We start from the raw sequence: 23,249 nt of genomic DNA on the forward strand, positions 1-23,249 counted from the left end.
GCGCTCGACGACATCGAGGCGGCGACGAACGCCGCGACGCGGTGCTGTGAACTCCCCAGTTCAGAACTCCCCAGTCCGACCCGAAATGCGGGTCGGTCGCGAACGCCAGACAGCGTGCGCGCTCCCACGCTAGCACATCGCCCCTCTCGGCTTCCGGGAGGCCCGGCGCCGACCGGCTCAGCGCCGGGGCACCGCCGCCATCGCCGCCGCTCCTCGTCCGACCAGGCGTTCGAGCGGCCCCCGTCCGAAGAACATCGACCAGAGCGTCGTGATCACGAGCAACCCGATCGCGGTCGCGGCCCAGAAGGCGTTGCTGGAGAAGAACCCGCCCGGCCCGCCGACCACCATGATCGAGAGGACGTGCGCGCTGTATGCCGTCAACGGCATGGAACCGAGCGCACCGAGTGGGAGCAGCGCCCAGCGCAGGGGCCTGCTCAGCAGCAGACACAGCGCGATGATCGTGAGCGCGAAGCCGCCGGATCCGAGGATCTCGGCCGTGCCGCCGCTGTGCGGGTCGACCGCGAAGACCGCCGTGAGAACGGCGCGAAGCGGGTCGGACGCGGCGAGCGCCTGCGGATAGTCCTCCCACCCGGCCGGCGGAGCCCAACTGCCGGAACCGCCGTCGATGATCGAGCCGCCGCTCGAGGAGAGCTCCGCAGCGGACGAGCTGCCGCCGACGGCACCGGTGATACCCGCTGCCTGTCCGATGCCTCCCAGGCCGTATCCGACCACCATCAGTGCGACGCCGATGCCGAGAGCCGCCACCGCGGTGCGCAGCTGCCCGATGTTCAGGCGCCCGAGCGCCATGCCCGCCAGCACCAGGGCCATCCAGACGGTGATCGGATAGGTGCCGTACAGCACGAACCCGATGCCGGAACCGTAGGGGTTGAGCATCACCGCGTTCAGGAACGCGAGCAGCGCGGGGCCAAGGAGCGCGAGCACCCCGGCTCCCGCCAGCAGCTGCCAGGGCCGCCAGCGCAGGAACGGGAGGACCGCGACGTAGAGCAAGCCGTAGAGCGTGAGGATCACCGCGATCGGGGTGTTCAGCATCTCCAAGGCCAGACCGATCACGAAGATCACCGCGCCCCGGCCGATCAGATTCAGCCGGATGCTCGGGACGCGCTCCCGCTCGGGGAGGGTGCTGCGCCCGGTCATCAGGGCGATCGAGATGCCGGCGAGCACCGCGAAGAGGATCGAGGAGCGTCCGTGCACCAGATCGGTCCAGGTGGCCGGGTCGAGCCACTGGAACGGCTCGGTCTCGCCGATGTGCGCTCCGGCCATGCCGAGGATCGCCAGCCCCCTGGCGATGTCGAGGCCGAGGATGCGCGGGGGTCGTCCGAACTCATGGAACCACCGGACGGGAGCGAGAGCAGTGATCACCCCCCGATCGTAGGGGCTGACATCGGCGTGCACATGCCCGATCCCGGCATACGATGGAGGGCTATGTCCTCCCCTGTGATCTCCTATCCCCCGGAGCTGCCGGTCAGTGCGGCCAGGGCCGAGATCTCCGATGCCATCCGCGACCACCAGGTCGTGATCGTCGCCGGTGCGACGGGCTCGGGCAAGACCACGCAGCTGCCGAAGATCGCGCTCGAGCTGGGGCGCGAGCGCATCGCGCACACCCAACCCCGGCGTCTCGCCGCCCGCACGATCGCGGAACGGGTAGCGGAAGAGCTCCAGGTCGAGCTGGGCACGCTCGTCGGCTACAAGGTGCGCTTCACCGACAAGGTGTCCGACGCCACCCGCATCGCCCTGATGACCGACGGCATCCTGCTCAACGAGATCCACCGCGACCGGCTGCTCACGCGCTACGACACGATCATCATCGACGAGGCGCACGAGCGCTCCCTCAACGTCGACTTCCTGCTCGGCTACCTGGCCCGCATCCTCCCGGAGCGCCCCGACCTCAAGGTGATCATCACCTCGGCGACGATCGATCCGGAGAGCTTCGCGAAGCACTTCGCCGCCTCCGACGGGACGCCGGCACCGATCATCGAGGTCTCGGGACGCACCTACCCGGTGGAGATCCGCTATCGCGGTCCGGTCGAGGATGCGGACGACGAGGCTGAGCCGGCCGAGCCGGAGGACGAGGTCTCGGCCATCGTCGCCGCGCTGCGCGAGCTCGACCGCGAGGCGCCGGGCGACGTGCTCGTCTTCCTCCCCGGCGAGGCCGAGATCCGTGATGCCGCCGACGCCGTTCGCGGCGCCTATGCGAACGACCGCGCCCCCACCGAGGTGCTGCCCCTGTTCGGACGCCTCTCCGCCGCCGATCAGCACCGGGTGTTCGAGCGCAGCCGGGTGGCCGGGGTGCGCCGCCGGGTGATCCTCGCCACCAACGTCGCCGAGACGAGCCTCACCGTCCCCGGCATCAAGTACGTGATCGACACCGGCACCGCACGCATCTCCCGGTACAGCAATCGCTCCAAGGTGCAGCGGCTGCCGATCGAGGCCGTCTCGCAGGCCTCGGCGAATCAGCGTTCGGGCCGCGCGGGCCGAACCAGCGACGGCATCGCCATCCGCCTCTACTCGGAAGAGGACTACGCCAAGCGGCCGGAATACACCGAGCCCGAGATCCTGCGCACCTCTCTGGCCTCGGTCATCCTGCAGATGCTCTCGCTCGGCTTCGGCGACATCACGGCGTTCCCCTTCCTCACCCCGCCCGACTCCCGCGGCGTGAAGGCTGCGTTCGACCTGCTCACCGAGCTCGGAGCGGTCGAGCCGTCCCGCCGCGACGGCGCCCCGCACCTCACCCGCACGGGTCGCGACATCTCGCGCATGCCGATCGACCCGCGGTTCGCACGCATGCTGATCGAAGCCGGTCGGGCCGGTTCCGGCGGCACCGTGACGCGCGACGTGCTCGCGATCGTCTCGGGCATGACGATCCAGGACGTGCGCGAGCGGCCGGAGGAACGCCGGGAGGAGGCCGACCGTCTGCACGCGCGATTCGTCGACCCGACCAGTGACTTCCTCACCCTGCTGAATCTGTGGAACCACCTGCGCGAGCAGCAGCGCGAACTCGGCTCGAGCGCCTTCCGCCGGCTGTGCCGCTCCGAGCACCTCAACTACGTGCGGGTGCGCGAGTGGTTCGACGTGCATCGCCAGCTGCGCACGCTCGTGAAGACACCGGACCGGCGGCGCGACGAAGCCCGCACGGATGAGGGCGACGCGACCAGCGACCCCGACGCCATCCACCGCGCCCTGCTGTCGGGTCTGCTCTCGCAGATCGGCATCCTCGACGAGCGCACCGCACCTGCGGGTAGATCGCACTCCCCCGCCAAGGAGCCGAAGGGCCGTCGTGTCGCGGAGTACCGCGGCGCCCGCGGCATCCGCTTCTCGATCTTCCCCGGGTCGGGGCTGCGCAAGAAGAGCCCGCGCGCGGTGATCGCCGCCGAGATCGTCGAGACCTCGCGCACGTTCGCGCGCACGGTCGCCGCGATCGATCCCGCCTGGGCCGAGCCGCTCGCCGGCGACCTCGCCAAGCGACAGGTGACCGAGCCGCACTGGTCGAAGGATGCCGGCGCCGCGGTCGCCTTCGAGAAGGTGACGCTGTTCGGGCTCGAGATCATCCCGCGTCGGCGCGTGCAGTTCGCCCGCATCGACCGGGCCGCCTCGCGAGAGCTGTTCGTGCGGCATGCGCTCGTCGAGGGCGAGTGGGATCCGACACGGATCGACAAGCGGGTGAGCGCCTTCTGGCGCAGCAACGCCGAATTGCGCAAACGCCTCGAGAAGCTCGAGGAGCGCGAGCGCCGCCGCGACATCCTCGCCGGCGACGAAGCCGTCTTCCGGTTCTACGACGAACGCATCCCCACCGATGTGTTCGACGTGCGCTCGTTCGAGAGCTGGTGGCGCGAGGCGATGGCCACGACGCCGAAGCTGCTCGTGATGCGCGAGAGCGACCTGATCGATGACGAGGAACGAGCGGATCAGCGCGAGTTCCCGACGCGGTGGACGCAGGGCGACCAGGTGCTCGGCCTCGCGTACCGGTTCGAGCCCGGCGCCGACGACGACGGTGTGAGCGTGGTCGTGCCGCTGCCGCTGCTCGCGCAGATCGAGGACCGCGGCTTCGACTGGCAGGTTCCTGGCCTGCGCGCCGAACTCGTGACCGGGCTTCTGCGCGCCCTCCCCAAGGCGATCCGCCGCCATGTCGTCCCCGCGGCCGATTGGGCCGAGAAGTTCGGTGCAGAGCTGGTCGAGGAGGGACCGGAGTCGCACGGCGGCCTGCCGCCGCGCACGCTCAAAGAGGCCCTCGCCCGCCGCATCCAACCGCTCGCGAATCAGCTGGTCTCCGCCGCCGACTTCGACGACGAGCGGGTGCCGCCGCACCTGCGCATGAACTTCCGCGCCGTGGACGAGCGAGGCAGGATCGTCGGCTCGGGGCGCGATCTGCGTGCCCTGCAGGCCCAGCTCTCCGACCGCGCACGCAGCAGCGTCGCCCGATCGATCGCCGCCCCTGCGCGCGCCGGTACGCCTCGAGCGGGCCGCGGAGCCGAACGCGGCGGCGTCGAGCGCGTGGCCGCCGCACCGCTCGAGCAGACGGGCCTCACCGCCTGGACCTTCGGCGACCTACCCGAGGTGCTCGACACCCGCGTCGCCGGCGGCGTCGTGCGGGGGTATCCGGCCATCGTCGACCAGGGCAAGACCGTTTCGGTACGCGTCGAATCCACCCCGGATGCCGCCGCTGCCGCCACGCGCGACGGCGTGCTGCGGCTCGTGCTGCTCGGCGTTCCCTCGCCCTCCTCCTACGTGCAGGAGCACCTCACCAGCCAGGAGAAGCTGGCGCTTGCCGCCTCGCCCTACCCCTCCGCCGCCGCCCTCATCGAGGACTGCCGCGCGGCGGTCGCGCGCAAGGTCATCGAGGGTCTCGTGCCCGACGGGATCGTGCGCAACGAGGCGGACTTCGCGCGGGTGCGCGACGCGGTCTCCTCCGTCCTCGTCGACGAGCTCTTCGCGTGCGTCTCCCTGGTCGCCCGCATCCTCACCAAGTCCCGCGACGTCGAGCGCGGCATCAAGTCGCAGAACTCGCTCGCCCTGCTCGGGCCCCTCAACGACATCCGCACCCAGCTGAGCGGCCTGCTGCACCCCGGGTTCGTCTCCGCCGCCGGCGCCGACCGTCTCACGCAGTTCCCCCGATACCTGGAGGGGATGCTCGACCGGCTGAAGACCCTCTCCAGCGAACCCGGCAAGGACCGCGCGCGCATGACCGAGTACGAGCGGATGGCGAAGGCCTTCGAAGACGCGGGCGGCACGGTCCCGCTCCCCGCCGACGCGACACCCGCACTCGTCGAGGTGCGCTGGCTGCTGGAGGAGTATCGGGTGAGCGTCTTCGCACAGCGACTGGGCACCGCGCAGCCGGTGTCGCCGCAGCGCATCATGAAGGCGCTGTCGGGGCGCTGATCCGCGACCGCTCGGCCCGCCGCGGGTAGCCTTGAGCGCATGGCTCGCGCGATCGTGTACACCGAAATCGGCTCCCCCGCTGTCCTGCATCTGATCGAGGTCCCCGATCCCGTTGCGGCACGGGGCGAGGTCGTCGTGCGCATCGAAGCGGCAGGGGCGAACCCGATCGACGCCAAGCTGCGCGGCGGCAAGCGCCCGTCGCCGCCGATCACCGAGCCGCGTCCGGTCGGCTTCGACGGCGCCGGCGTCATCGAAGCGCTCGGTGAGGGCGTCGACGACTTCGCCGTCGGCGACCGGGTCGCCATCCGCGACGGGCACGGCACCTATTCCTCGGCGCTCGCCATCCCGACCGAGAACCTCGCCAAGCTCCCCGACTCCGTCACCACCGCCGAAGGCGCCGGAATCGGCATCCCCGCCGGCACCGCCTACCAGGCACTGCGCTCGCTCGGGGTGACCGAAGGCGACGTGCTGCTCGTGCACGGAGGCTCCGGAGCGGTCGGTCAAGCGGCCGTGCAGTTCGCGGTCGCCTGGGGTGCGACCGTGATCGCGACCGGCAGCCCCGCACGCCACGACCAGCTGCGCGAGCTCGGCGCCCTCCCCGTGGCGTACGGCGACGGCCTGCTCGACCGGGTCCGTGCGGCCGCGTCGTCCCCCGTCACGGTGGCACTCGATTGCGCGGGCACCGACGAGGCGATCGAGACCTCCCTCGCCCTGGTGGCCGACCGCGATCGCATCGCGACGATCGTGCGGGGGCCGGATGCCGCATCCTTCGGCATCCGCGCCTTCTCCGGCGGCTCCCCCGTGCCGTTGACCGCGCAGGAACTCGCCTGGCGTGCCGAGGCCCTGCCCGAGACGATCGCGCTCCTGGATGCCGGGGACTTCACGATCGAGCTCGGACCGCAGCTGCCGCTCGCCGAAGCGGCGCGGGCCCATGAGCTCATGGAATCCGGCGCCGCCTCGGGCAAGATCATCCTGCTGCCGTAGCGGCAGCCGTTCCGGATCAGGCCGGAGCCACCGGCCGTCCGATCGACAGCATCAGCCGGTTCGCCCAGTTGAAGAACGCGGCGCCGTGGATGACGTCGGCGACCTCCAGATCGTCGAGTCCTGCCGCGCGCAGTCGCGCGATCTCCTCCTCGCCGAACGCGCTGGGCGTGTCGGTGAGGGCGACGGATGCCGCGACGATCGCGTTCCAGCGCGCGCCCAGGTCGGCATCGACGCCCTCTTCCAGCAGCAGGTCGACGTCTTCTGTGCGCCTGCTGTGGTGCGCGGCGAATCGAGAGTGCACCGAGGCGCAGAAGACGCAGCCGTTGCGACGCGATGCCGCCGTGGCCGCCAGCTCGCGGTCCGCACGTGGGAGGCCCTCCGCAGCGTTGTAGAAGATGTCCTTGTCCACCAACGTGCGTGCCTTGAGTACCTCGGGGTCGCGAGCCAGCAGTCGGAAGTAGTCGTTCTTCGCCCGCGCGGCGTCGACGAGACCGTCGTAGTGCCGCGCGGTCAGCTCCTCCTCCGCGAGAGGTTCCAGGTGCGGGACCCAGCCGACCTCGCCGCGGGTGAAGGCGTGCGGGTGCGGGGCGTCGTCGTGACGGAGCACGGTCTGTTCGATGGTCATGCTGCTTCCTCCTCGGAGAGTGCGGTCCGGGCGAGCCCTGCGGCAGCGAGCACCCGAAGCCCGGTGACCACGCGCTGCTGGAAGGCGAGGAACGACACCAGCTGCGACAACGTCACGATCCCGTCCGCCGACCATCCGGCGTCCAGCAGGCGTCCGAGGTCGGCACCCGAGGCCTCACGAGGGCGGAACACGAGCAGATGCGTGTGCGCGAGCGCGGCGGCGAGGCGCTCGCCGATGACCGCGGTGACGGCGCCGGCGGGCTCGTACCGCTCACCCTCGGTGTTCTCGTTCTGCAGGCCGAGCTCGGTGTAGGCGCCGAACGGACCGCGCACGGCTGAATCGGCCGCCTCCGCCAACACGACGCGCGCCCGCTGCGAGTCCGTCTCCCGTGCACGGACGGCGTAGAACACCGCGGTCGCGTCATCGGCTCCGGCCAGCCCGGTCGCGAAGGCCGCGACGAGCTCGCGCTCCGCCTGCGAGACGTGCGCGACCGTGACCGGCCGGAAGATGGCGTCGAAGCTCGCCTGCAGCTGCTCCCTGGTGACAGGACGGCGACGACGCAGGGCATCCAGCTCCGGCGTCACCTCCACGATGCGGTCCACGATGTCGTCGGTCATGCGTTCTCCTTCAGGGTGAGGTTCTCATCGGCACTGGTTCTGTGCGGGGTGGGACTGAGGGCATAGCCGAGGGCGGGAGCGACCTCGTCGGCGAAGAGGGCGATCGAGCGCAGCACGTGCTCATGCGGTGCGTCGACCGAGTGCACCTGGAATGCCACCTCGGTCGCCCGGGCGAGGGTGCGGTCGGCGGCGAGAGACTCCGCCACGTCTTCGGGCGTGCCCAGGTGCGTATCGAGGGCGGCGATCAGTTCGTCGATGCTGTCGCCGGGGATCGTCTGACCCTGCCGGCGGAAGCCCTCCGCTGCCCGGCGCAGCCCGACCTCGGCGAACCGCAGCGCCTCGGCACGGTCGTCCGCGACGAACACGGTGCGTGAGGCGGTGATCCTCGGAGTCGCTCCCTCCGGCAGAGCGTCGAGGTACGCGTCGATGATCGGGTCCTGCAGTTCCGACAACGGCGCGTGCAGGCGGTCGGCGCGGCGCGGCTGCGTGCGGGAGAGCAGCAGACCGTGTCCGTGCACCCCGGCACGGTGCCCGCCGGGAGCCGAGAAGGTGGCCTGCCAGATGCGGTCGGCGAGGTCGCCGGCATCAGGGTAGAGCGTGTTGCCCGCGCCGATGTCGCGCCCGGCGAGGCCGTCGAGCAGTGTTCGCAGCTTGCGGTCGTAGGTCGGCGCCTTGTCGCGCACGTCCTCCCCGAAGGGCACGAACGACGAGGGGGTGCCGCCGCTGCCGAGTCCCAGATCCACACGCCCCCCGGAGAGCAGATCGGCGACAGCGGCGTCTTCGGCCACGCGCACCGGATCCTCCAAGGGCAGGGTGATCACCCCGGTGCCGAGGCGGATGTCCCTGGTCGCGGCGGCCACGTGCGCGAGGAAGACGAGCGGCGACGGCAGGCCTCCCTCCGCCGCGTGGAAGTGATGCTGGGCGACCCAGGCCCTCCCGATCCCGTGCCGCTCCGCCTGCTGGATCTGTGCGGTCGCCAGCGCGTACCGCGAAGCCGCGGACGCGTCGTCGAGCAGGCGGGTGAAGAAGGCGACGGTGGGGGCGGTGGTCATACGAGGTTCTCCGTTCGTCCGGGGACCGCGGCCAGCAGCTCCCTGGTGTACTCGTGCTGCGGATCGCGGAAGAGGTCCTCCGTCTGTCCCTCCTCCACGATCCGGCCACGGCGCATGACCGAGACCGTGTGGCTGATCCTGCGCACGACGGCGAGGTCGTGCGAGATGAACAGGTATGTGAGCGCGAGCTCCGCCTGCAACGAGGTGAGCAGTTCGAGGATGCGTGCCTGCACCGTGACATCCAGCGCCGACACGGCCTCGTCGAGCACCACGACCTCCGGATCGATCGCGAGGGCCCTGGCGATCGCGACGCGCTGCCGCTGTCCGCCCGAGAGTTCGCGCGGGGTGCGGCGTGCGATGTCGGCGGGCAGCGAGACCCGGTCGAGGAGGGCGAGCGCCCGCTCCCTGCGCTCGGCACGCGAGCCGACGCGGAAGTTCTGCAGCGGCTCCGCGACGATGTCGACGATCTGCTGACGGGGATCCAATGAGGCGAAGGGGTTCTGGTAGACCAGCTGCACGCGTCGGCGCAGAGCGCGCAGCTGCTCGCGCTTCGCGTGCGTGACGTCTTCTCCCGCGACCTCGATGGCCCCGGCGTCGGGCTGGTGGAATCGCGTGATCAGCCGCGCCGTGGTGGTCTTGCCCGAGCCCGACTCCCCCACGAGCGCGTGGGTGGTGCCCCGGCGCACACGGAACGAGACGTCGTCCACCGCGCGGAACCGCTCGCGCCCCGCCACCCGGAACTCCTTCACGAGCCCCTCGGCCACGATCGCGTAGGGGTTCTCCGCCGCCACGGCCGCCGCATCGCGCAGGAACGGCGGGGCCTCGGGCCGACGGAATCCGGTCGCGAACGCCGGAGCATCGGCGAGCAGCTGTCGCGTGTAGGGATCGGAGGGCGCGGCCAGCACCGCCTCGCTCGGCCCCTGTTCCACGATCCGTCCGTCCTTGAGCACGACGAGACGCTCGGCACGGTCCGCAGCCACACCGAGATCATGGGTCACGAGCAGGATGCTGGTGCCCTCCTCGCGCTGGAGTTCGTCGAGCAGATCGAGCACGGTGCGCTGCACGGTGGCATCGAGCGCACTGGTCGGCTCGTCCGCGATCAGCAGACGGGGCCGCAGCGCGATCGCCGTGGCGATCAGCACCCGCTGACGCATGCCGCCGGAGAGCTCGTGCGGGTACTGCCGTGCCCGCAGATCCGGGTCGTCGATGCCGACGCGGTCGAGCAGCTCGATCACCCGTGCGCGACGCGAGCGCCGGTCCCGATGTCCGTGCAGGCGCAGGATCTCCTCGACCTGCGCCCCGATCGGACGCACGGGGTCGAGGGAGGTGGTGGGGTCCTGCGGCACCAGACCGATCTCCGCACCGCGGATGCCCCGCAGCGCGCGATCGGTCCATCCCGAGATGTCGAGGTTTCCGAGCACCACGCTGCCTCCGTCGACCGTGCCGCCGGAGGGCAGGAGACCGAGGATCGCATGGGCGGTCGTGGACTTGCCCGATCCCGACTCGCCGACCAGGGCGAGCGTCTCGCCTTCCTCGATCTCGAACGAGATGCCGTGCACGACTTCCCTGCCGTTGTAGGAGATCCGCAGATCCGACGCTGCCAGAACGCTCATCGCGTCCTCCTTCCGATGCGGTGGCTGATGCGGTTGGCGCTGAGCACGACCGCGACGACGACGAGACCGGGGAGCGCGGTGAGCCACCAGGCGGTGCCCACGTAGTTGCGGCCCTCGGCGATCAGCAGGCCCCATTCCGGGGTGGGCGGCGGGGCGCCGTAGCCGAGGAAGCCGAGGGTCGAGATCGCGAGGATCGCGGTGCCGAACTGCAGGGCGGCGAGCGCGACGATCGGGGTGAGGGAGTTGGGCAGCACGTGTCGGCGGAGGGCTGCGAAGAACGTGGCACCGCTGCCGAAGGCCGCCTCGACGTACTCGGTGCGCCGTACGCGGGCGACCTCGGCGCGCATCAGACGTGCGAAGGCCGCCACGCTGCCGAGGCCGACCGCGAGGGCGGCGTTGACCGTGCCGAATCCGAGCAGGATGATCACCGAGAGCGACAGCAGCAGCCCGGGGATCGCGAGCAGCACGTCGACGATCCGCATCAGGACGTCGTCGACCACGCCACCAACGGCTCCGGCGATCGCGCCGAGCACCGTGCCGAGGGCGAGACCGACGGTGACGGCGATCAGCGCGCCCGAGAGCGAGTGCACGGCGCCGTGGACCACACGGCCGAACAGGTCGCGGCCGAGGGTGTCGGTGCCGAACCAGTGCGCGGCGCTCGGGGCCAGCAGCTTGTCCGCCGGCACGCCGGTGAGCGGGTCACCGGGCGCGAACACCCCGGGGACGACGGCCCAGAGCACGGCGACGGCGACCACGGCGAAGGCCAGATACAGCCCCCACCCGCGGCGGCGCAGACGACCACCCGAGCGATGCGGCTGCGTGCCCTCCGGAACGACCGGCGCCGCGACGACGTCGGGGTCGACGCTCGTCTGGGCGATCACGGGAGCGGTCATGCGGACACCTCCTGGGGTGCGGGTCGCGAGGCGGCGGATGCGGTGGAGCGCGAGAGCGTGCGCTGACGGGGGTCGATGAGAGGGGTGACGAGATCGACCGCGAAGCTGATCACCACGAAGCCGAGGGCCGAGAGCAGCACGACGCCCTGCAGCACCGGGATGTCCTGGTTCGCGACGGCCTGCTCGGTGAGGCGGCCGATGCCCGTGCGTCCGAAGACGGTCTCGGTCACGACTGCTCCCCCGACGAGTTCGCCGAACAGCACTCCGGCGATCGTGAGGGTCGGCACGGCGGCGTTGCGGGCCACCGAGCGCGTGAGCACCCACAGCGGCGGGGCGCCCTTCGCCCGCACTACGGTGATGAACGGCTGCGCCTGCACCTGGTCGATCGCGCGGACCAGCACCTGGGCGAGCGGGGCCGAGATCGGCACGGCGAGGGTCAGCACGGGAAGGACGAGCCCGCTCACCGGGTCGGCTCCGACGATGGGCACCCAGCCGAGTCCGAACGAGAACACCTGGATGAGCAGGATGCCGAGCCAGAACACCGGCACCGCCACGAACAGCCCCGGCACCTGGCGGAGGCCGTCGCGCAGCCAGGCGAAGGGGGCGAGCCAGGAGAGCCCGGCGATCAGGACGGCCAGCAGCAGGGCGACGACGAGTCCGAGCGATGCGAGCAGCAGAGTCGCGGGAAGCGCCTCGGTGAGCATCGTCAGCACGGGCGTGCCGAACTGCGTCGAGAAGCCGAAGTCCCCGGCGAAGAAGCCGAGGCCCGCATGCACGTACTGCTCCCACCAGGGCAGATCGGCGCCGTAGGTGGTGCGGATGCTGTCAAGCTGGTCCGGCGACAGCCCGAGGCTGGGGTCGGAGAACTTGATCAGGATCGCATCGCCCGGCAGCAGCTGCAGCAGGAAGAAGGTGGCCGTGAAGGCCGCGATCAGAACGATCGCGGCCTGCCCGGCTCGTCGGAGGACGAACGTCATCGAAGCACCGTGCCGATCAGTGCTCGGCGAGCCAGACGCCGGAGAACGTGGGGCGTCCCACCGACTCGAAGGCGACGCCGTGCACGGAGGTCGCGGTGCCGTACACCTGCGGCTCCTCGAACAGCGGGATCACATAGGCCTGCTCGGCGATGTAGTCCTGCACGGCCTGGGACGCGGCGACGCGCGCGTCGGCGTCGGGCTCCGATGCCACGGCGAGCAGCAGCTCGTCGAGCTTCGCGTCGTTCGAGATCAGCACGTCGCGGTTCTTCGTGAAGTACTGGCTCTTGATCACGTCGAGATCCGCCCGGCCGACCATGGAGTGGTAGAAGCCGGTCTTCAGCGGGTCGCGGGTGTCTTCGGCGTAGCTGCCGGCATCGCCGGGCTTGATCGAGAGCTCGACGCCCACCTTCGCGAGCTGCTGCGCGACGAGTTCGAGGGTCTGCTTCGACAGCGGCTGGGGCTTCGCCTCGTACACCGTGATCGAGAGGCGCTCCCCGTCCTTCTCGCGGATGCCGTCGGCGCCGGGCGTCCATCCGGCCTCGTCGAGCAGCTTCTCCGCCTTCTTCGGGTCGTACGCGTAGTGCTCCGACTCGTCCTTGTAGCCGAGGGCCTGGGACGACAGCACCGAGGTCGCCACCGGATAGTTCTCCGTGAACAGGGTGTCGACGACCTCCTGGGCGTTCACCGCGGCGATGAGGGCCTGTCGCACGCGGATGTCGGTGAGCAGCGGATTCTCGGGCCGCAGGGCGATGGAGTTGTTCACGCCGCGGGTCTGCGGGGCGTAGAGCGTGAAGCCGGCGCTCTCGACGCGGTCCTCGTCGAACGCCTGCACGTAGCGGACGTAGTCGGCCTGGCCTGCCAGCAGCGAGCCGATGCGCACCGAGTCCTCGGGGGTGATCAGCACGTGCACGGCGTCGAGGTAGGGGCGGCCGTCGTTGTCGACGCTGTCGGGACCCCAGTCGTAGTCGTCGCGGGCGGTGAGTGTGTACTCGGTGCCGAGCTTCTCGCCCGTGACCGTGAAGGGTCCGGAGCCGATGATCTCGGCGGCGTTGCCCGCGCCGAAGTCCTCGATCGTGCCGTCGAGGGTCTCCGGCGACAGCAGACCCGAGTTGATGGTGGAGGTCGCCTGCAGGAACCCGGGCGACGGCGCCGAGAAGCGGAACGTCACGGTGTCCTCGTCGACGACCTCGCTGCTGGCGTAGTTGTTGATCGCCTCCGAGACCGTGAGGCCCCGCTCGGCGTCGCCCAGGCCGTAGGTGTCGAAGTTCTTCTTCACGGCCGCGGCGTCGAGCACCGTGCCGTCCGAGAACGTGACGTCGGGGTTGAGATCGAACGTGTACTCGGTGGCGTCGTCGTTCACCGTCCAGTCGGAGGCGATCCACGGCTCGATCTCGAGCGTGTCCGGGTTCTGCCAGGTGAGACGGGCCGCGATGTTGTTCACGATGCCGCCGTTCGGGTAGAAGCCGGCCTGGGGCGGGTACAGGTTCGTGTACGCCTGGTGCTCGAGGTAGGTGAGGGTTCCTCCCTCGACGGGGTCTCCCCCCTCGGCGGGCGCGTTCGCTGGGGCGGGTGTCGACGCGCAGGCGGCGAGGCCGCCGGCGAGGACGAGCGGCAGCGCGATGGCGGCGACGCGGATGAGACGACGGTTCATGGGTGGGCCTCCAGGCTTCGGGTGCGGTGCTGCGAGTGCGGTGCTGCGGGTGCGGTGCTGTGGTGCGGCGCGGTGCTGAGGTGAGGTGGGTCTCACCGTAGGAATCGCGGCTCTTGCGGCGCGAGCCGGCGGACTCCGGATGTCGCGTGGGGAAACGCGTGGTCACGCGTCGACATACGAGGAAATGCGCAGGCGATCGCGGAGCGTCGCTCCCGCGCTCTCCTTTGCACTCCGCAGCAGTCCACGACGGCGCAGTTCGGGGGCGGCCTGGCGTGCGAACGCCTCGAACTGCGCGGGTTGGAAGGCCGACAGCACGTTGAATCCGTCCGCGGCGCCCTCGTCGCGCCAGGTCTCGAAGTGATCCGCGATCGTCCCGGCATCTCCCACGACGAAGGCCGCGGGCACCGCGTGCGCGGCGACGAGGTGCCGCCACGTGAGAGGGTCGCCGCCGGCGGCTCCCGATCCGGAGACGCCCGCTCCGGCCACGCGCAATCCCGCGATGAGGCCGAGCCGCTCGATCAGCCGGGCGCCGCGTTCCCCCAGTCGCACGGCCTCGGCGGCGGTCACCGGTGCGTCGAAGGCGGCGGAGCGCAGCGGGTCGTCCGCCGGGACATCGAACGCGTCGGCGAGCGCGGCGACGGTGCGGTCGTGCGGGAAAGCCCTCCGTGCACGCTGGTGATCCTCGGCGAGGGGCACCAGGGCGAGCAGACGCTCCACGATGCGTCGCGCGTCGGCATCCGTGTCCGCGACGACGGGGAGCACCGGGGCGATCACGTTCAGCGCATCGGGAGACCTCCCGGCTTCGGCAGCGATGTCCCGCAGCAGCCGGCGGGTGGCGATCGCATCGCCCAGGGTGGGCGCGGCGATCAGCGCGAGATCGGCCTCGGTGGCCGCGAGCGCCCTCGACCGCGGCGACGTGCCGGCATGCACGATCGGGATCTGCCCCTGCGGTGGGCGGGCGACGTTGAGCGGACCGGCGACCTGCACGTGCGCACCTTGCAGATCGGCGGCATGGAGCGCTTCCGGGTCGATCAGCACGCCGCGTTCGGCATCCGCGATCCACGCATACTCTCCCCACGAACCCCACAGCCGCCGCAGCGCCTCCACGAACTCCTCCGCCCGGTCGTAGCGGGTCTCGTTGTCGGCGTGCGCGTCGCGACCGTGATTGCCCGCGGCTCGCGGTTCGGCCCCCGTGACGAGGTTGATGCCGGCCCGACCGCGGGTGAGCACGTCGAGCGAGGCCAGCGAGCGCGCGGTCGTGTACGGGTCGGCGTAGGTCGTGTTCACCGTCGCGATCAGACCGATCCGCGACGTCACACCGGCGAGGAAGAGCACGGCACTCACGGGGTCGATGCGGGCGAGCAGGTACGGGTCGCGGAATTCCAGATCCGGGCCTGTGGCGAGCCAGTCGCCGAAGAAGAGGTAGTCGAGACCAGCGTCCTCCCCCTCGCGGGCGATGCGGCGCAGGATGTCGGCGTCGGTCGCGGGGTCGCGGTGCGCACCGGGCTGACGCCAGCCCGAGGGGTACGCGCCCAGGGTGCGCACCATGGCGCCGATGATGAGGGGTTCGGTCATGCCGTCACGGTAGGAGCCCTCGGCTGCCGCTGCCACGGGGCCGATGCCGGGCGTCACGGGATGTAACAGTCCGTCACGGCCGGAGCACCCCCTACGCTGAGACCATGACAGGTCTTCGGTGGGGAATCCTCGCGACCGGCGGTATCGCCGGCGCATTCGCGTCCGATCTGCGAACTGCGGGGCTCGACCTCGTGGCCGTCGGATCCCGCTCACAGGAGTCGGCAGACGCGTTCGCCGCCCGCTTCGACATCCCCCACGCACACGCCTCGTACGAGGCCCTGGTGGCCGACCCCGACGTCGACATCGTCTACGTGTCGACGCCGCACCCGATGCACCATGAGAACGCCCGGCTCGCGCTCGAGAACGGCAAGCACGTGCTCGCCGAGAAGGCGTTCACGCTGAATCGGGCAGAGGCGGAAGACCTGCAGGCGCTCGCGGCCGAACGCGGCCTGCTGGTCATGGAGGCGATGTGGACGCGGTACCTGCCGCACATGGTCCGCATCCGCGAGCTCATCGCCGACGGCGCCCTCGGCGAGATCCGCGCGGTGAGCGCCGACCACACGCAGCTGCTCCCCTCCGACCCCGCGCACCGGCTCAACGCCCTCGAACTCGGCGGCGGCGCCCTGCTCGACCTCGGCATCTACCCGATCTCTTTCATCTGGGACATCCTCGGCGCACCGACCACCATCCACGCCGTCGGTCGGCTCGTGGAGACCGGAGCGGACTCCGAGGTCGCGACCGTGATGACGCACGAGGGCGGAGCAGTCTCGACCAGCCTCTCGTCGTCGCGCGCCGCAGGACCCAACGTGGCGAGCATCATCGGCACGGCCGCCCGCATCGACATCGACACCGTCTGGTACAGCCCCACCACCTTCCGTCTGGTCCTGCCGGACGGCACGGTGCAGGAGAGCTACACCTCCGAGGTCGACGGTCGTGGCATGCAGTTCCAGGCGCTCGCCGCCGAACGGCTGGTGCGCGACGGCATCCTCGAGGGCGACATCCTGCCGATCGCCGAGAGCGTCGCGATCATGGGCACCCTCGATGAGATCAGAGCGCAGATCGGCGTCCGCTATCCCCGTGAGGAGGTCTGATCATGGCTGAGGCCACCGATGCCCGCGTCGCCGTCTATCTCGACTTCGACAACATCGTCATCTCCTGGTACGACCGCGTCCACGGACGCAACGCCTACGGCAAGGACCGCCAGCGGATCAGCGAGAACCCGAACGATCCGGAGGTCACCGACCGGCTGAGCCGCGCGATGATCGAGGTCGGCGCCATCATCGACTACGCCGCCTCCTTCGGCACACTGGTGCTCACCCGGGCCTACGCAGACTGGTCCTCCCCGGTGAACGCCGAGTACCGCTCACAGCTCGTGGCCCGTGCGGTCGACCTCGTGCAGCTGTTCCCGGCGGCCGCCTACGCGAAGAACGGTGCCGACATCCGCCTCGCCGTCGACGCGGTCGAGGACATGTTCCGACTCCCCGATCTCACGCATGTCGTGATCGTGGCCGGCGACAGCGACTACGTGCCGCTGGCCCAGCGCTGCAAGCGGCTCGGTCGCTACGTGATCGGCGTCGGGGTGTCGGGTTCCACCGCGAAGTCGCTGGCCGCAGCGTGCGACGAGTTCGAGTCGTACGACTCGCTGCCCGGCGTCGTCCGCCCGGTGAAGGCCGCACCGGTCGCCGCCGCGAAGACCCAGGCCGTGGTGGAGCCGCCTGCCCCGGTCGCCGACGCCGTCGCCGAAACCGCTGCGGGGACTGCATCGAAGCCGAAGACCGCTTCCAAGCGCACGCGCTCCAAGCCCGCGCCCAAGGTGGAAGAGCCCCGGGTCGAGGACAAGGTCGATGACCAGGAGGTGGCGACGCAGTTGCTGGAGCGCGCGCTGCGCCTCGGTCACGACAAGGCCGACGCCGACGAGTGGCTGCACAGCTCCGCCGTCAAGACGCACATGCGCCGCATGGACCCCTCGTTCAGCGAGAAGGCCCTGGGCTACCGCTCGTTCTCCGACTTCCTGAAGTCGCGCGACGACATCGCCGAGCTCGAGGAGACCGGGCACGAGCGGCTGGTCCGCCTGCGCGAGCCCGCCGCCTGATCAGCACTGTGGCGGCGAAGGCGCGTCGATCCGCGCCTCCGCCGCCACGAGGGCCTATCAGAGGGTGGCCTCGAACGGGTCGAAGTCACCGGCGATGGAGCCGACCTGATCGAGCGTGCTCTCGACCTCGACGAAGCGGCGCGATTCCGCGGCCTCCTCGATCGAGAGCAGCGTGTCGAGCACGTGGTAGCCGAACTCTCCCGTGGCCACGTGCGGACGGCCGGCGGCGATCGCGCGCGCCATGTCGAGCAGTCCCACGCCGCGACCGGAGAGCACGCCCTCCTGCTCGACGTCGATGACCTCCTGCTCGATCGGCTCCGGCGGGATGAACAGGCGCGTGAGCGGTCGGGTGATCGAGATCGCGCCGCCGAATGTGTTCGGGTCCGGGATCACGATGGTGCCCTCTGTGCCGGTGATCTCGACGATCCCCTGCCGGATGACGGGCGAATCGGTGCTGTAGACGCTCTGCGCCTGGCCGCCCTGCTCGAAGTCCATCAGCACGCTCAGCGTCGAGGGGATCTCGACCGGGAACTCCTGACCGGCCAGCTCGCCGACCTGCACGCGACGGGTGGGCGTGCCCTGCAGCCCGAGTGCGGCCACCGAGGAGACCGGACCGAAGACGTGCACGAGGGCCGACACGTAGTAGGGACCCATGTCGAGCAGGGGGCCCGCGCCCTTGGCGTACAGGAACGCGGGATTCGGGTGGAAGATCTCCGGCCCCGACCACTGGAACGTGGTCTGCGCGAACAGCGGACGACCGATGTCGCCGCGCGCGATGGCACGCTTCGCCGTCTGCACGCCGGGTCCGAGCACGGTGTCGGGGGCGACGCCGACACGGAGACCGGCCGCATCCGCGTTCTCGAGCAGTCGACGGGACTCCTCGCGGTCGACGCCGATCGGCTTCTCGGTCCACACGTGCTTGCCCGCCGCGATGATCGCCTCGGAGACCTCGACGTGCACGGCCGGGATGGTGAGGTTCACGACGATGTCGATCTCCGGGTCGCCGAGAACCGTGTCCACGCCGCCGGAGCGCGGGACGCCGTACTTCTCGGCCTGCGCCTTGGCACGCTCCTCGAGGAGGTCGCCGATCGCGAGGACTCGCACGTCGGGGAACGTGGTGAGGTTCGACAGGTACTGGTCGCTGATGTTCCCGGCGCCGATGATGCCGACGCCGACGGGTCCTGCACCGATCGCCATCAGCCGGCGACCTTCTCGTCGAGGTAGACCCGGCTGCGCTCGATGGCGTCGAACAGGTCGCCCTCGTAGTGGTCGAACTCCACGATCGCGAGTTCGAGCGCGGGGGCCGCAGCGATGGCCTCGACGAGCGGCACCGAGCCGTCTCCTGCCGGCACCTGGTCTGCGGGCGGGTAGGCACCGGCGAGTGCGGGGTCGAGAGTGCCGTCCTTCGCGTGCACGGCGATCACGCGGCTGCCCAGACGTCCGAGCAGCGCGACGGGGTCGACGCCGCCACGAGCCACCCAGTACAGGTCGACCTCGAGCACGACGCGCTCGTCGAGGAGACCGGCGAGGATCTCGAGTCCGGTGACGCCGTCGAACACGGCCTCCAGCTCGTGCGCGTGGTTGTGATATCCGACGCGCACGCCGACGCCGGCCCCGACCTCGGCGGCCTCGTTCAGCAGCCGCGCGGTCTCCTCGATCTGCTCGACCGACTCCCAGCGCGCGGGCTCCGTGTACGGGTCGATGACGGTGTCCATGCCCAGCACCTTCGCCGCGGCGAAGACCTCGGCCGGGGTCGGCACGGGCACCGTGGTGCCGCTGCCGTCGGGGTTCACGAACGACGAAGACGCCAGGAAGGCGTGGCCGGAAGGGGCGACCAGACCGGCGGCGGTCAGCGCCGCGGCGAGGGGCTCGGCGCGGCGGACGAAGTCGTAGGGCTCGACCGCAGTGAAGCCACGGGCGGCCACCGCCGCGAGGGAGGATTCGAGGTCGGCCTCCAGCTCGTCCTTGATCGTGAACAGCTGCAGGGAAGTCCGAATCGTCATCGGTCGTGCTCCTTCGGTCATCGGTGACGTGGCGGGACCGCTGTCCCGTGCAGGCACGCTATCACCAAATACCTCCATGCGGAAGTTTTGGTTCGCTAGACTCCCCTCATGCCCGCCGACACGTCCGAGCCCGCCGAGCCGTCGCGACAGCGCGGCACCTACGCCAAGGGGATCGCTCGACGACAGGAGATCCTCGATCGCGCCATCGAGGTGTTCGCCGAGCGCGGCGCCGATCGCACGAGCCTGCGGGCGATCGCCCGCGAGGTGGGCGTCACCCACGCGGCTCTCACCCACTACTTCGGCTCCTTGGAAGAGCTTCTCGTGGCCGTCTACGAGGAGAGCACGGTGCCGGCCCGACAGCCCAGCGCGCCCGCGGAGGATGCGACGCCGGTGGAGATGATGATCGAGTCCGCGCGCATCAACCGCGCGATCCCGGGACTCGTGCAGCTGTACTCGACCCTCGTCGCCACGGCGCTCGAGGAAGGGCACCCGGCGGCGCGCACGTTCGCGACCGGTCGGTTCACCCGCCTCCGCGCCCGACTCGCCGACATCGTCCGGCATCAGCAGGACGAGGGCAGGATCCGCGACGACATCGATCCAGACGCGGTCGCCGCCCTCGTCGTGGCGGCCTCCGACGGCCTCCAGACGCAATGGCTGCTCGACGAGACCGCCCCTCAGCACGAGGCGCTCGCCCTCCTCGACCGGCTGCTGCGACCCGCCTCCTGAGGGCTCCGCCGGTGCGGAGGGGAGGCGCCGACGACAGGGCTAGGCTCGAAGAGTGACGCCCCCGCCGCAGTCCCCGTACGCCAGGGCGCTGGGCGAGCGCATCGATGACCTGCACCCGCGGCTGCGCGCGTACTTCGAGGCGATCCCCGATGGCGCAGTGGGCATCGGCGAGGGCGTGTTCCAGCGCGTCGGCACCCCGCGACGATGGTTGTGGCCGTTCCTCCGTCTCCTCGAGCGCCGGGGCGTGGTCGCCGCGGTCTGGGAGAGTGACGTGCCGTTCCGCGTGGAGAACCGCACGATCGCCTCCAGGGCCATCGGCGAACGCACCTTCCACTTCGACCGCGGACCGTGGACCATGCGCGATGCGGCGGCGCTCACACGACACGGCCGCGTCGTCGACGAGCTGGGCGAGCCGGGCCTGGTCGCCGCGTGCTTCGACGTCGAGGTGCACCAGGGCGCGCTGCACCTCGTCAGCCGCGCGGTCGGCCTGCGCCTCGGACGCCTCCGGATGCGCATCCCCGCGCCCATCGCTCCCCTCATCCGCCTCACCGAGCGCTTCGACGATGCCCTCGATCGGCAGCGCATGGCCCTGACCGTCGACGCGCCGTTCCTCGGCCGCGTGTACGAGTACCGGGGCGACTTCACCTATCGCATCCACCATTCCGAGAAGGAGCAGACCACATGAGCGCAGGACGGGTCGTCATCGGCGGATCCACCGGATTCATGGGCCGCTTCCTCCTGCCGAGATTCCGCGCCGAGGGTCGCGAGGTCGTCACGATCTCCCGTTCGGGTGCCGACATCCGCTGGGGCGATCAGGTCGAGATCGACCGCGCCGTCGATGGTGCGGCCCTCGTGATCGGCCTCGCCGGCAAGAGCGTCAACTGCCGTTACACGCCGGAGAACCGCGCCGAGATCTTCCGCTCCCGCCTCGACACCACGGCGTCGCTGAGCACCGCCATCCGGCGTGCGTCGGCCCCTCCCGCGCTCTGGGTGAACTCCTCGACGGCGACCATCTACCGTCACGCCGAAGACCGCCCGATGACCGAGTCGACCGGAGAGATCGGCACCGGGTTCTCGGTCGAGGTCGCGAAGGCATGGGAGAAGGCGCTGTTCGCCGACGAGCTGCCCTCCACCCGCCGCGTCGCCCTGCGCAGCACGATCGTCCTCGGCCACGGGGGCGTGCTCGGTCCCGTGGAGAAGCTCGCGCGGTTCGGGCTCGGCGGGTCGCAGTACGACGGACGTTGGCCGGTCAGCGCGGCACGACGGGCGGCAGGAACCGGTCATCTCCCCGGTGCGCGTCGGGGCCGCCAGCGCTTCAGCTGGGTGCACATCGAAGACGTCGCCCGCATCATCGAGTTCCTCGAGCAGACTCCGTCGCTGGACGGTCCGGTCAACGCCGCGTCGCCGCACCCCGTCGACAACGCCGAGTTCATGGCGACGGTGCGCCGCGTCCTGGGCGTGCGTGTCGGTGTGCCGATGCCGCGATGGATGCTGGAGCTCGGAGCGATCGGCATGCGCACCGAGACCGAGCTGATCCTGAAGAGCCGGTGGGTGCTGCCGGAGAAGCTCGCCGCGGCCGGGTTCGAGTTCCGGTACCCGACGCTCGAAGACGCGATCCGCGAGTCGTTCGACCGCTCGCAGGTCGCTGAGGCCGAGTCCGTCGCCTAGGCGGAGCCCGCAGGTCCGCTCGAACCCTCGCCGTCGGTCCCGCGGTTCTTCTCGATCTCCTGGCGCAGCCGCCACTCCTCGATCTCTCGGTCGAGGTCGGCGATCTGCTGCTCGGTCGTCCTGGTGTCCCTCGGCGGGGCCGGACGCACGTCGGTCGGCGCCGCCGGGCGTTCCGCTCTGCGCATCCGCGGCATCTGGATGCCGGACTCGCCGTACTCGCGACCGAGCCCGAACCACAGCAGGCCGCCGATCAGCGGCAGCAGGATGACGATGATGATCCATGCCAGCTTGGGCAGGAACTTCACCAGCGAGCTGTCCCGCGTGATGATGTCGATCAGCGCGCCGATCATCAGGGCGATGACGAGGAGCGAGAACAGGAACGCCATGGATTCAGGGTAGACGACGCCGCGGCATACCGCTCGGGCTACGGAAGCAGGTGACCGCCGGCGCGGAACAGCTCGTACCACTCGGGGCGGGTGAGCTCGATGTCGGCGCCGGCCGCCGCGTCCTGCACCCGCTGCGGCGTCGTGGTGCCGAGGACGACCTGCATGCCCGCGGGGTGGCGGGTGATCCAGGCGGTCGCGATGGCGATGGGTGTCACGTCGTGCGCCGCCGCGAGGCGATCGATCACGGCGTTCAGCTCTGCGTACTCGGGATTGCCGAGGAACACGCCGTGGGAGAAGCCGTCCTGGAACGGCGACCAGGCCTGGATCGTGATGCCGTTGATCCGGCAGTACTCCACGATGCCTCCGCCGTCGCGCACGACGCTCTGCGCGTGCCCGGCCATGTTGGCCGCGACCGGCTGCGCGATGATCGGCGCGTGCGTGATCGACAACTGCAGCTGATTCGCGACCAGCGGCTGCCGGACCGCCGTGCGGAGGAGGTCGATCTGGCGCGGCGTGTGGTTGGAGACGCCGAACGCCTTCACCTTTCCCGCGCTCTCCAGATCGTCGAAGGCGCGAGCGACCTCCTCGGGCTCGACGAGGGCGTCGGGGCGGTGGAGCAGGAGCACGTCGAGGCGGTCGGTCCGCAGGGCTGCGAGCGATCCCTCGACCTGCGCCACGATGTGCGCGTACGAGAAGTCGAACATCCCCTGCGACGGCACGATGCCGCACTTCGTCTGGAGGACGATCTCGTCGCGCTCGGAAGAGGTGAGCTGCAGCGCATCGGCGAACCGCGCCTCGCAGTGATGCATGCTCCCGCCGTAGATGTCGGCGTGGTCGAAGAAGTCGATACCGGCGGTGCGGGCGGTTTCGTACAGCGTGCGGATGTGAGCGTCGTCCTTGTCGTCGATGCGCATCATTCCGACGATGACGGCGGGGGCGGTGGCTGATCCGAACGACACTGTCTTCATGCGCACAACGCTACCCTCCGGCGCC

General features: G+C 70.6%; 20 protein-coding genes. 7 read left to right on the forward strand and 13 right to left on the reverse strand.

Annotation, left to right across the window (positions count from 1 at the left end; translation table 11 throughout):
• Positions 1 to 177: 177 nt before the first annotated feature.
• Positions 178 to 1,380, reverse strand: coding sequence for a heparan-alpha-glucosaminide N-acetyltransferase domain-containing protein (locus ACP699_RS06340; protein ID WP_302793023.1), 1,203 nt, complete (start codon positions 1,378 to 1,380; stop codon positions 178 to 180).
• Positions 1,381 to 1,443: 63 nt separating this feature from the next.
• Here ACP699_RS06340 and hrpA point away from each other — a divergent pair, with 63 nt between their 5' ends.
• Both hrpA and ACP699_RS06350 read left to right on the forward strand, forming a co-directional pair.
• Entirely contained in the window at positions 1,444 to 5,394 is a 3,951-nt protein-coding gene (hrpA, locus tag ACP699_RS06345; protein ID WP_302793024.1) for an ATP-dependent RNA helicase HrpA, read from the forward strand.
• A gap of 39 nt (positions 5,395 to 5,433) precedes the next feature.
• A complete protein-coding gene (locus ACP699_RS06350; protein ID WP_288968959.1) occupies positions 5,434 to 6,378 on the forward strand; it encodes a quinone oxidoreductase family protein in 945 nt (314 codons plus the stop codon).
• Between the two features lie 16 nt (positions 6,379 to 6,394).
• On the opposite strand, the gene ACP699_RS06355 is transcribed toward ACP699_RS06350, so the two are convergent.
• The 8 genes from ACP699_RS06355 to ACP699_RS06390 all read right to left on the reverse strand — a co-directional run bounded on the left by ACP699_RS06355 (position 6,395) and on the right by ACP699_RS06390 (position 15,381).
• Positions 6,395 to 7,003 carry an alkylhydroperoxidase domain protein gene (locus ACP699_RS06355; protein WP_302793025.1) on the reverse strand — a complete coding sequence of 203 codons (609 nt, stop codon included), beginning with the start codon at positions 7,001 to 7,003 and terminating at the stop codon, positions 6,395 to 6,397.
• A complete protein-coding gene (locus ACP699_RS06360) occupies positions 7,000 to 7,620 on the reverse strand; it encodes a CMD domain protein (RefSeq protein ID WP_302793026.1) in 621 nt (206 codons plus the stop codon). Before ACP699_RS06360 ends, ACP699_RS06355 begins: the two co-directional genes overlap by 4 nt.
• Positions 7,617 to 8,672: a putative FMN-dependent luciferase-like monooxygenase gene (locus tag ACP699_RS06365; RefSeq protein WP_127482714.1), complete on the reverse strand. Its 1,056-nt coding sequence runs from the start codon at positions 8,670 to 8,672 to the stop codon at positions 7,617 to 7,619. Before ACP699_RS06365 ends, ACP699_RS06360 begins: the two co-directional genes overlap by 4 nt.
• Entirely contained in the window at positions 8,669 to 10,285 is a 1,617-nt protein-coding gene (locus tag ACP699_RS06370; protein WP_302793027.1) for a dipeptide ABC transporter ATP-binding protein, read from the reverse strand. Before ACP699_RS06370 ends, ACP699_RS06365 begins: the two co-directional genes overlap by 4 nt.
• Positions 10,282 to 11,178, reverse strand: coding sequence for an ABC transporter permease (locus tag ACP699_RS06375; protein ID WP_302793028.1), 897 nt, complete (start codon positions 11,176 to 11,178; stop codon positions 10,282 to 10,284). Before ACP699_RS06375 ends, ACP699_RS06370 begins: the two co-directional genes overlap by 4 nt.
• On the reverse strand, positions 11,175 to 12,155 hold the full coding sequence (locus ACP699_RS06380) for an ABC transporter permease (protein WP_302793029.1): 981 nt from the start codon (positions 12,153 to 12,155) through the stop codon (positions 11,175 to 11,177). The genes ACP699_RS06375 and ACP699_RS06380 overlap by 4 nt, the downstream gene beginning before the upstream one ends.
• A 16-nt stretch (positions 12,156 to 12,171) precedes the next feature.
• A complete protein-coding gene (locus ACP699_RS06385) occupies positions 12,172 to 13,806 on the reverse strand; it encodes a TIGR04028 family ABC transporter substrate-binding protein (RefSeq protein WP_302793030.1) in 1,635 nt (544 codons plus the stop codon).
• 162 nt (positions 13,807 to 13,968) lie between these two features.
• On the reverse strand, positions 13,969 to 15,381 hold the full coding sequence (locus tag ACP699_RS06390; RefSeq protein WP_426170087.1) for an NtaA/DmoA family FMN-dependent monooxygenase: 1,413 nt from the start codon (positions 15,379 to 15,381) through the stop codon (positions 13,969 to 13,971).
• A 104-nt stretch (positions 15,382 to 15,485) separates the two neighbouring features.
• On the opposite strand from ACP699_RS06390, the gene ACP699_RS06395 reads away from it, so the two are divergent.
• Both ACP699_RS06395 and ACP699_RS06400 read left to right on the forward strand, forming a co-directional pair.
• Complete coding sequence (locus ACP699_RS06395; RefSeq protein WP_127482719.1) at positions 15,486 to 16,472, forward strand: Gfo/Idh/MocA family protein; 987 nt, start codon at positions 15,486 to 15,488, stop codon at positions 16,470 to 16,472.
• A gap of 2 nt (positions 16,473 to 16,474) precedes the next feature.
• Positions 16,475 to 17,473 (forward strand): NYN domain-containing protein, encoded by a 999-nt coding sequence (locus ACP699_RS06400; protein WP_055873726.1) that lies wholly within the window; start codon positions 16,475 to 16,477, stop codon positions 17,471 to 17,473.
• Between the two features lie 57 nt (positions 17,474 to 17,530).
• Here ACP699_RS06400 and ACP699_RS06405 read toward each other — a convergent pair whose 3' ends face one another.
• Together ACP699_RS06405 and ACP699_RS06410 are read right to left on the reverse strand one after the other, a co-directional pair.
• A complete protein-coding gene (locus ACP699_RS06405) occupies positions 17,531 to 18,670 on the reverse strand; it encodes a Gfo/Idh/MocA family protein (protein ID WP_302793032.1) in 1,140 nt (379 codons plus the stop codon).
• Positions 18,670 to 19,476: a sugar phosphate isomerase/epimerase family protein gene (locus tag ACP699_RS06410; protein WP_055873734.1), complete on the reverse strand. Its 807-nt coding sequence runs from the start codon at positions 19,474 to 19,476 to the stop codon at positions 18,670 to 18,672. Before ACP699_RS06410 ends, ACP699_RS06405 begins: the two co-directional genes overlap by 1 nt.
• A 108-nt stretch (positions 19,477 to 19,584) precedes the next feature.
• Between ACP699_RS06410 and ACP699_RS06415 the strand changes: the two genes are divergently transcribed.
• The 3 genes from ACP699_RS06415 to ACP699_RS06425 are packed head-to-tail and all read left to right on the forward strand — an operon-like array spanning position 19,585 to position 21,870.
• A complete protein-coding gene (locus ACP699_RS06415) occupies positions 19,585 to 20,202 on the forward strand; it encodes a TetR/AcrR family transcriptional regulator (protein ID WP_055864956.1) in 618 nt (205 codons plus the stop codon).
• A gap of 52 nt (positions 20,203 to 20,254) precedes the next feature.
• Positions 20,255 to 20,887, forward strand: a complete 633-nt coding sequence (locus ACP699_RS06420) for a DUF4166 domain-containing protein (RefSeq protein ID WP_055873736.1) — start codon at positions 20,255 to 20,257, stop codon at positions 20,885 to 20,887.
• Entirely contained in the window at positions 20,884 to 21,870 is a 987-nt protein-coding gene (locus tag ACP699_RS06425) for an epimerase (protein ID WP_055873739.1), read from the forward strand. The genes ACP699_RS06420 and ACP699_RS06425 overlap by 4 nt, the downstream gene beginning before the upstream one ends.
• Here the strand turns inward: ACP699_RS06425 and ACP699_RS06430 are convergent.
• Entirely contained in the window at positions 21,867 to 22,256 is a 390-nt protein-coding gene (locus tag ACP699_RS06430; protein WP_055873742.1) for a PLDc N-terminal domain-containing protein, read from the reverse strand. The two genes, ACP699_RS06425 and ACP699_RS06430, sit on opposite strands and share 4 nt — an antisense overlap.
• Before the next feature lie 38 nt (positions 22,257 to 22,294).
• On the reverse strand, positions 22,295 to 23,224 hold the full coding sequence (locus ACP699_RS06435; RefSeq protein WP_302793033.1) for an aldo/keto reductase: 930 nt from the start codon (positions 23,222 to 23,224) through the stop codon (positions 22,295 to 22,297).
• Positions 23,225 to 23,249 lie beyond the last annotated feature (25 nt).

The sequence above is a fragment of the Microbacterium sp. DWRC1-3 genome, assembly GCF_049896645.1.
Lineage (GTDB): Bacteria > Actinomycetota > Actinomycetes > Actinomycetales > Microbacteriaceae > Microbacterium > Microbacterium maritypicum.

Bases quoted from the DNA above. Each gene is read 5' to 3' on its own strand.
- ACP699_RS06385 (WP_302793030.1), bottom strand. From the start codon at position 13,806: ATGAACCGTCGTCTCATCCGCGTCGCCGCCATCGCGCTGCCGCTCGTC.
- ACP699_RS06350 (WP_288968959.1), top strand. From the start codon at position 5,434: ATGGCTCGCGCGATCGTGTACACCGAAATCGGCTCCCCCGCTGTCCTG.
- ACP699_RS06405 (WP_302793032.1), bottom strand. From the start codon at position 18,670: ATGGCGATCGGTGCAGGACCCGTCGGCGTCGGCATCATCGGCGCCGGG.
- ACP699_RS06375 (WP_302793028.1), bottom strand. From the start codon at position 11,178: ATGACCGCTCCCGTGATCGCCCAGACGAGCGTCGACCCCGACGTCGTC.
- ACP699_RS06395 (WP_127482719.1), top strand. From the start codon at position 15,486: ATGACAGGTCTTCGGTGGGGAATCCTCGCGACCGGCGGTATCGCCGGC.
- ACP699_RS06360 (WP_302793026.1), bottom strand. From the start codon at position 7,620: ATGACCGACGACATCGTGGACCGCATCGTGGAGGTGACGCCGGAGCTG.
- ACP699_RS06415 (WP_055864956.1), top strand. From the start codon at position 19,585: ATGCCCGCCGACACGTCCGAGCCCGCCGAGCCGTCGCGACAGCGCGGC.
- ACP699_RS06390 (WP_426170087.1), bottom strand. From the start codon at position 15,381: ATGACCGAACCCCTCATCATCGGCGCCATGGTGCGCACCCTGGGCGCG.
- ACP699_RS06400 (WP_055873726.1), top strand. From the start codon at position 16,475: ATGGCTGAGGCCACCGATGCCCGCGTCGCCGTCTATCTCGACTTCGAC.
- ACP699_RS06410 (WP_055873734.1), bottom strand. From the start codon at position 19,476: ATGACGATTCGGACTTCCCTGCAGCTGTTCACGATCAAGGACGAGCTG.
- hrpA (WP_302793024.1), top strand. From the start codon at position 1,444: ATGTCCTCCCCTGTGATCTCCTATCCCCCGGAGCTGCCGGTCAGTGCG.
- ACP699_RS06355 (WP_302793025.1), bottom strand. From the start codon at position 7,003: ATGACCATCGAACAGACCGTGCTCCGTCACGACGACGCCCCGCACCCG.
- ACP699_RS06380 (WP_302793029.1), bottom strand. From the start codon at position 12,155: ATGACGTTCGTCCTCCGACGAGCCGGGCAGGCCGCGATCGTTCTGATC.
- ACP699_RS06365 (WP_127482714.1), bottom strand. From the start codon at position 8,672: ATGACCACCGCCCCCACCGTCGCCTTCTTCACCCGCCTGCTCGACGAC.
- ACP699_RS06370 (WP_302793027.1), bottom strand. From the start codon at position 10,285: ATGAGCGTTCTGGCAGCGTCGGATCTGCGGATCTCCTACAACGGCAGG.
- ACP699_RS06435 (WP_302793033.1), bottom strand. From the start codon at position 23,224: ATGAAGACAGTGTCGTTCGGATCAGCCACCGCCCCCGCCGTCATCGTC.
- ACP699_RS06425 (WP_055873739.1), top strand. From the start codon at position 20,884: ATGAGCGCAGGACGGGTCGTCATCGGCGGATCCACCGGATTCATGGGC.
- ACP699_RS06430 (WP_055873742.1), bottom strand. From the start codon at position 22,256: ATGGCGTTCCTGTTCTCGCTCCTCGTCATCGCCCTGATGATCGGCGCG.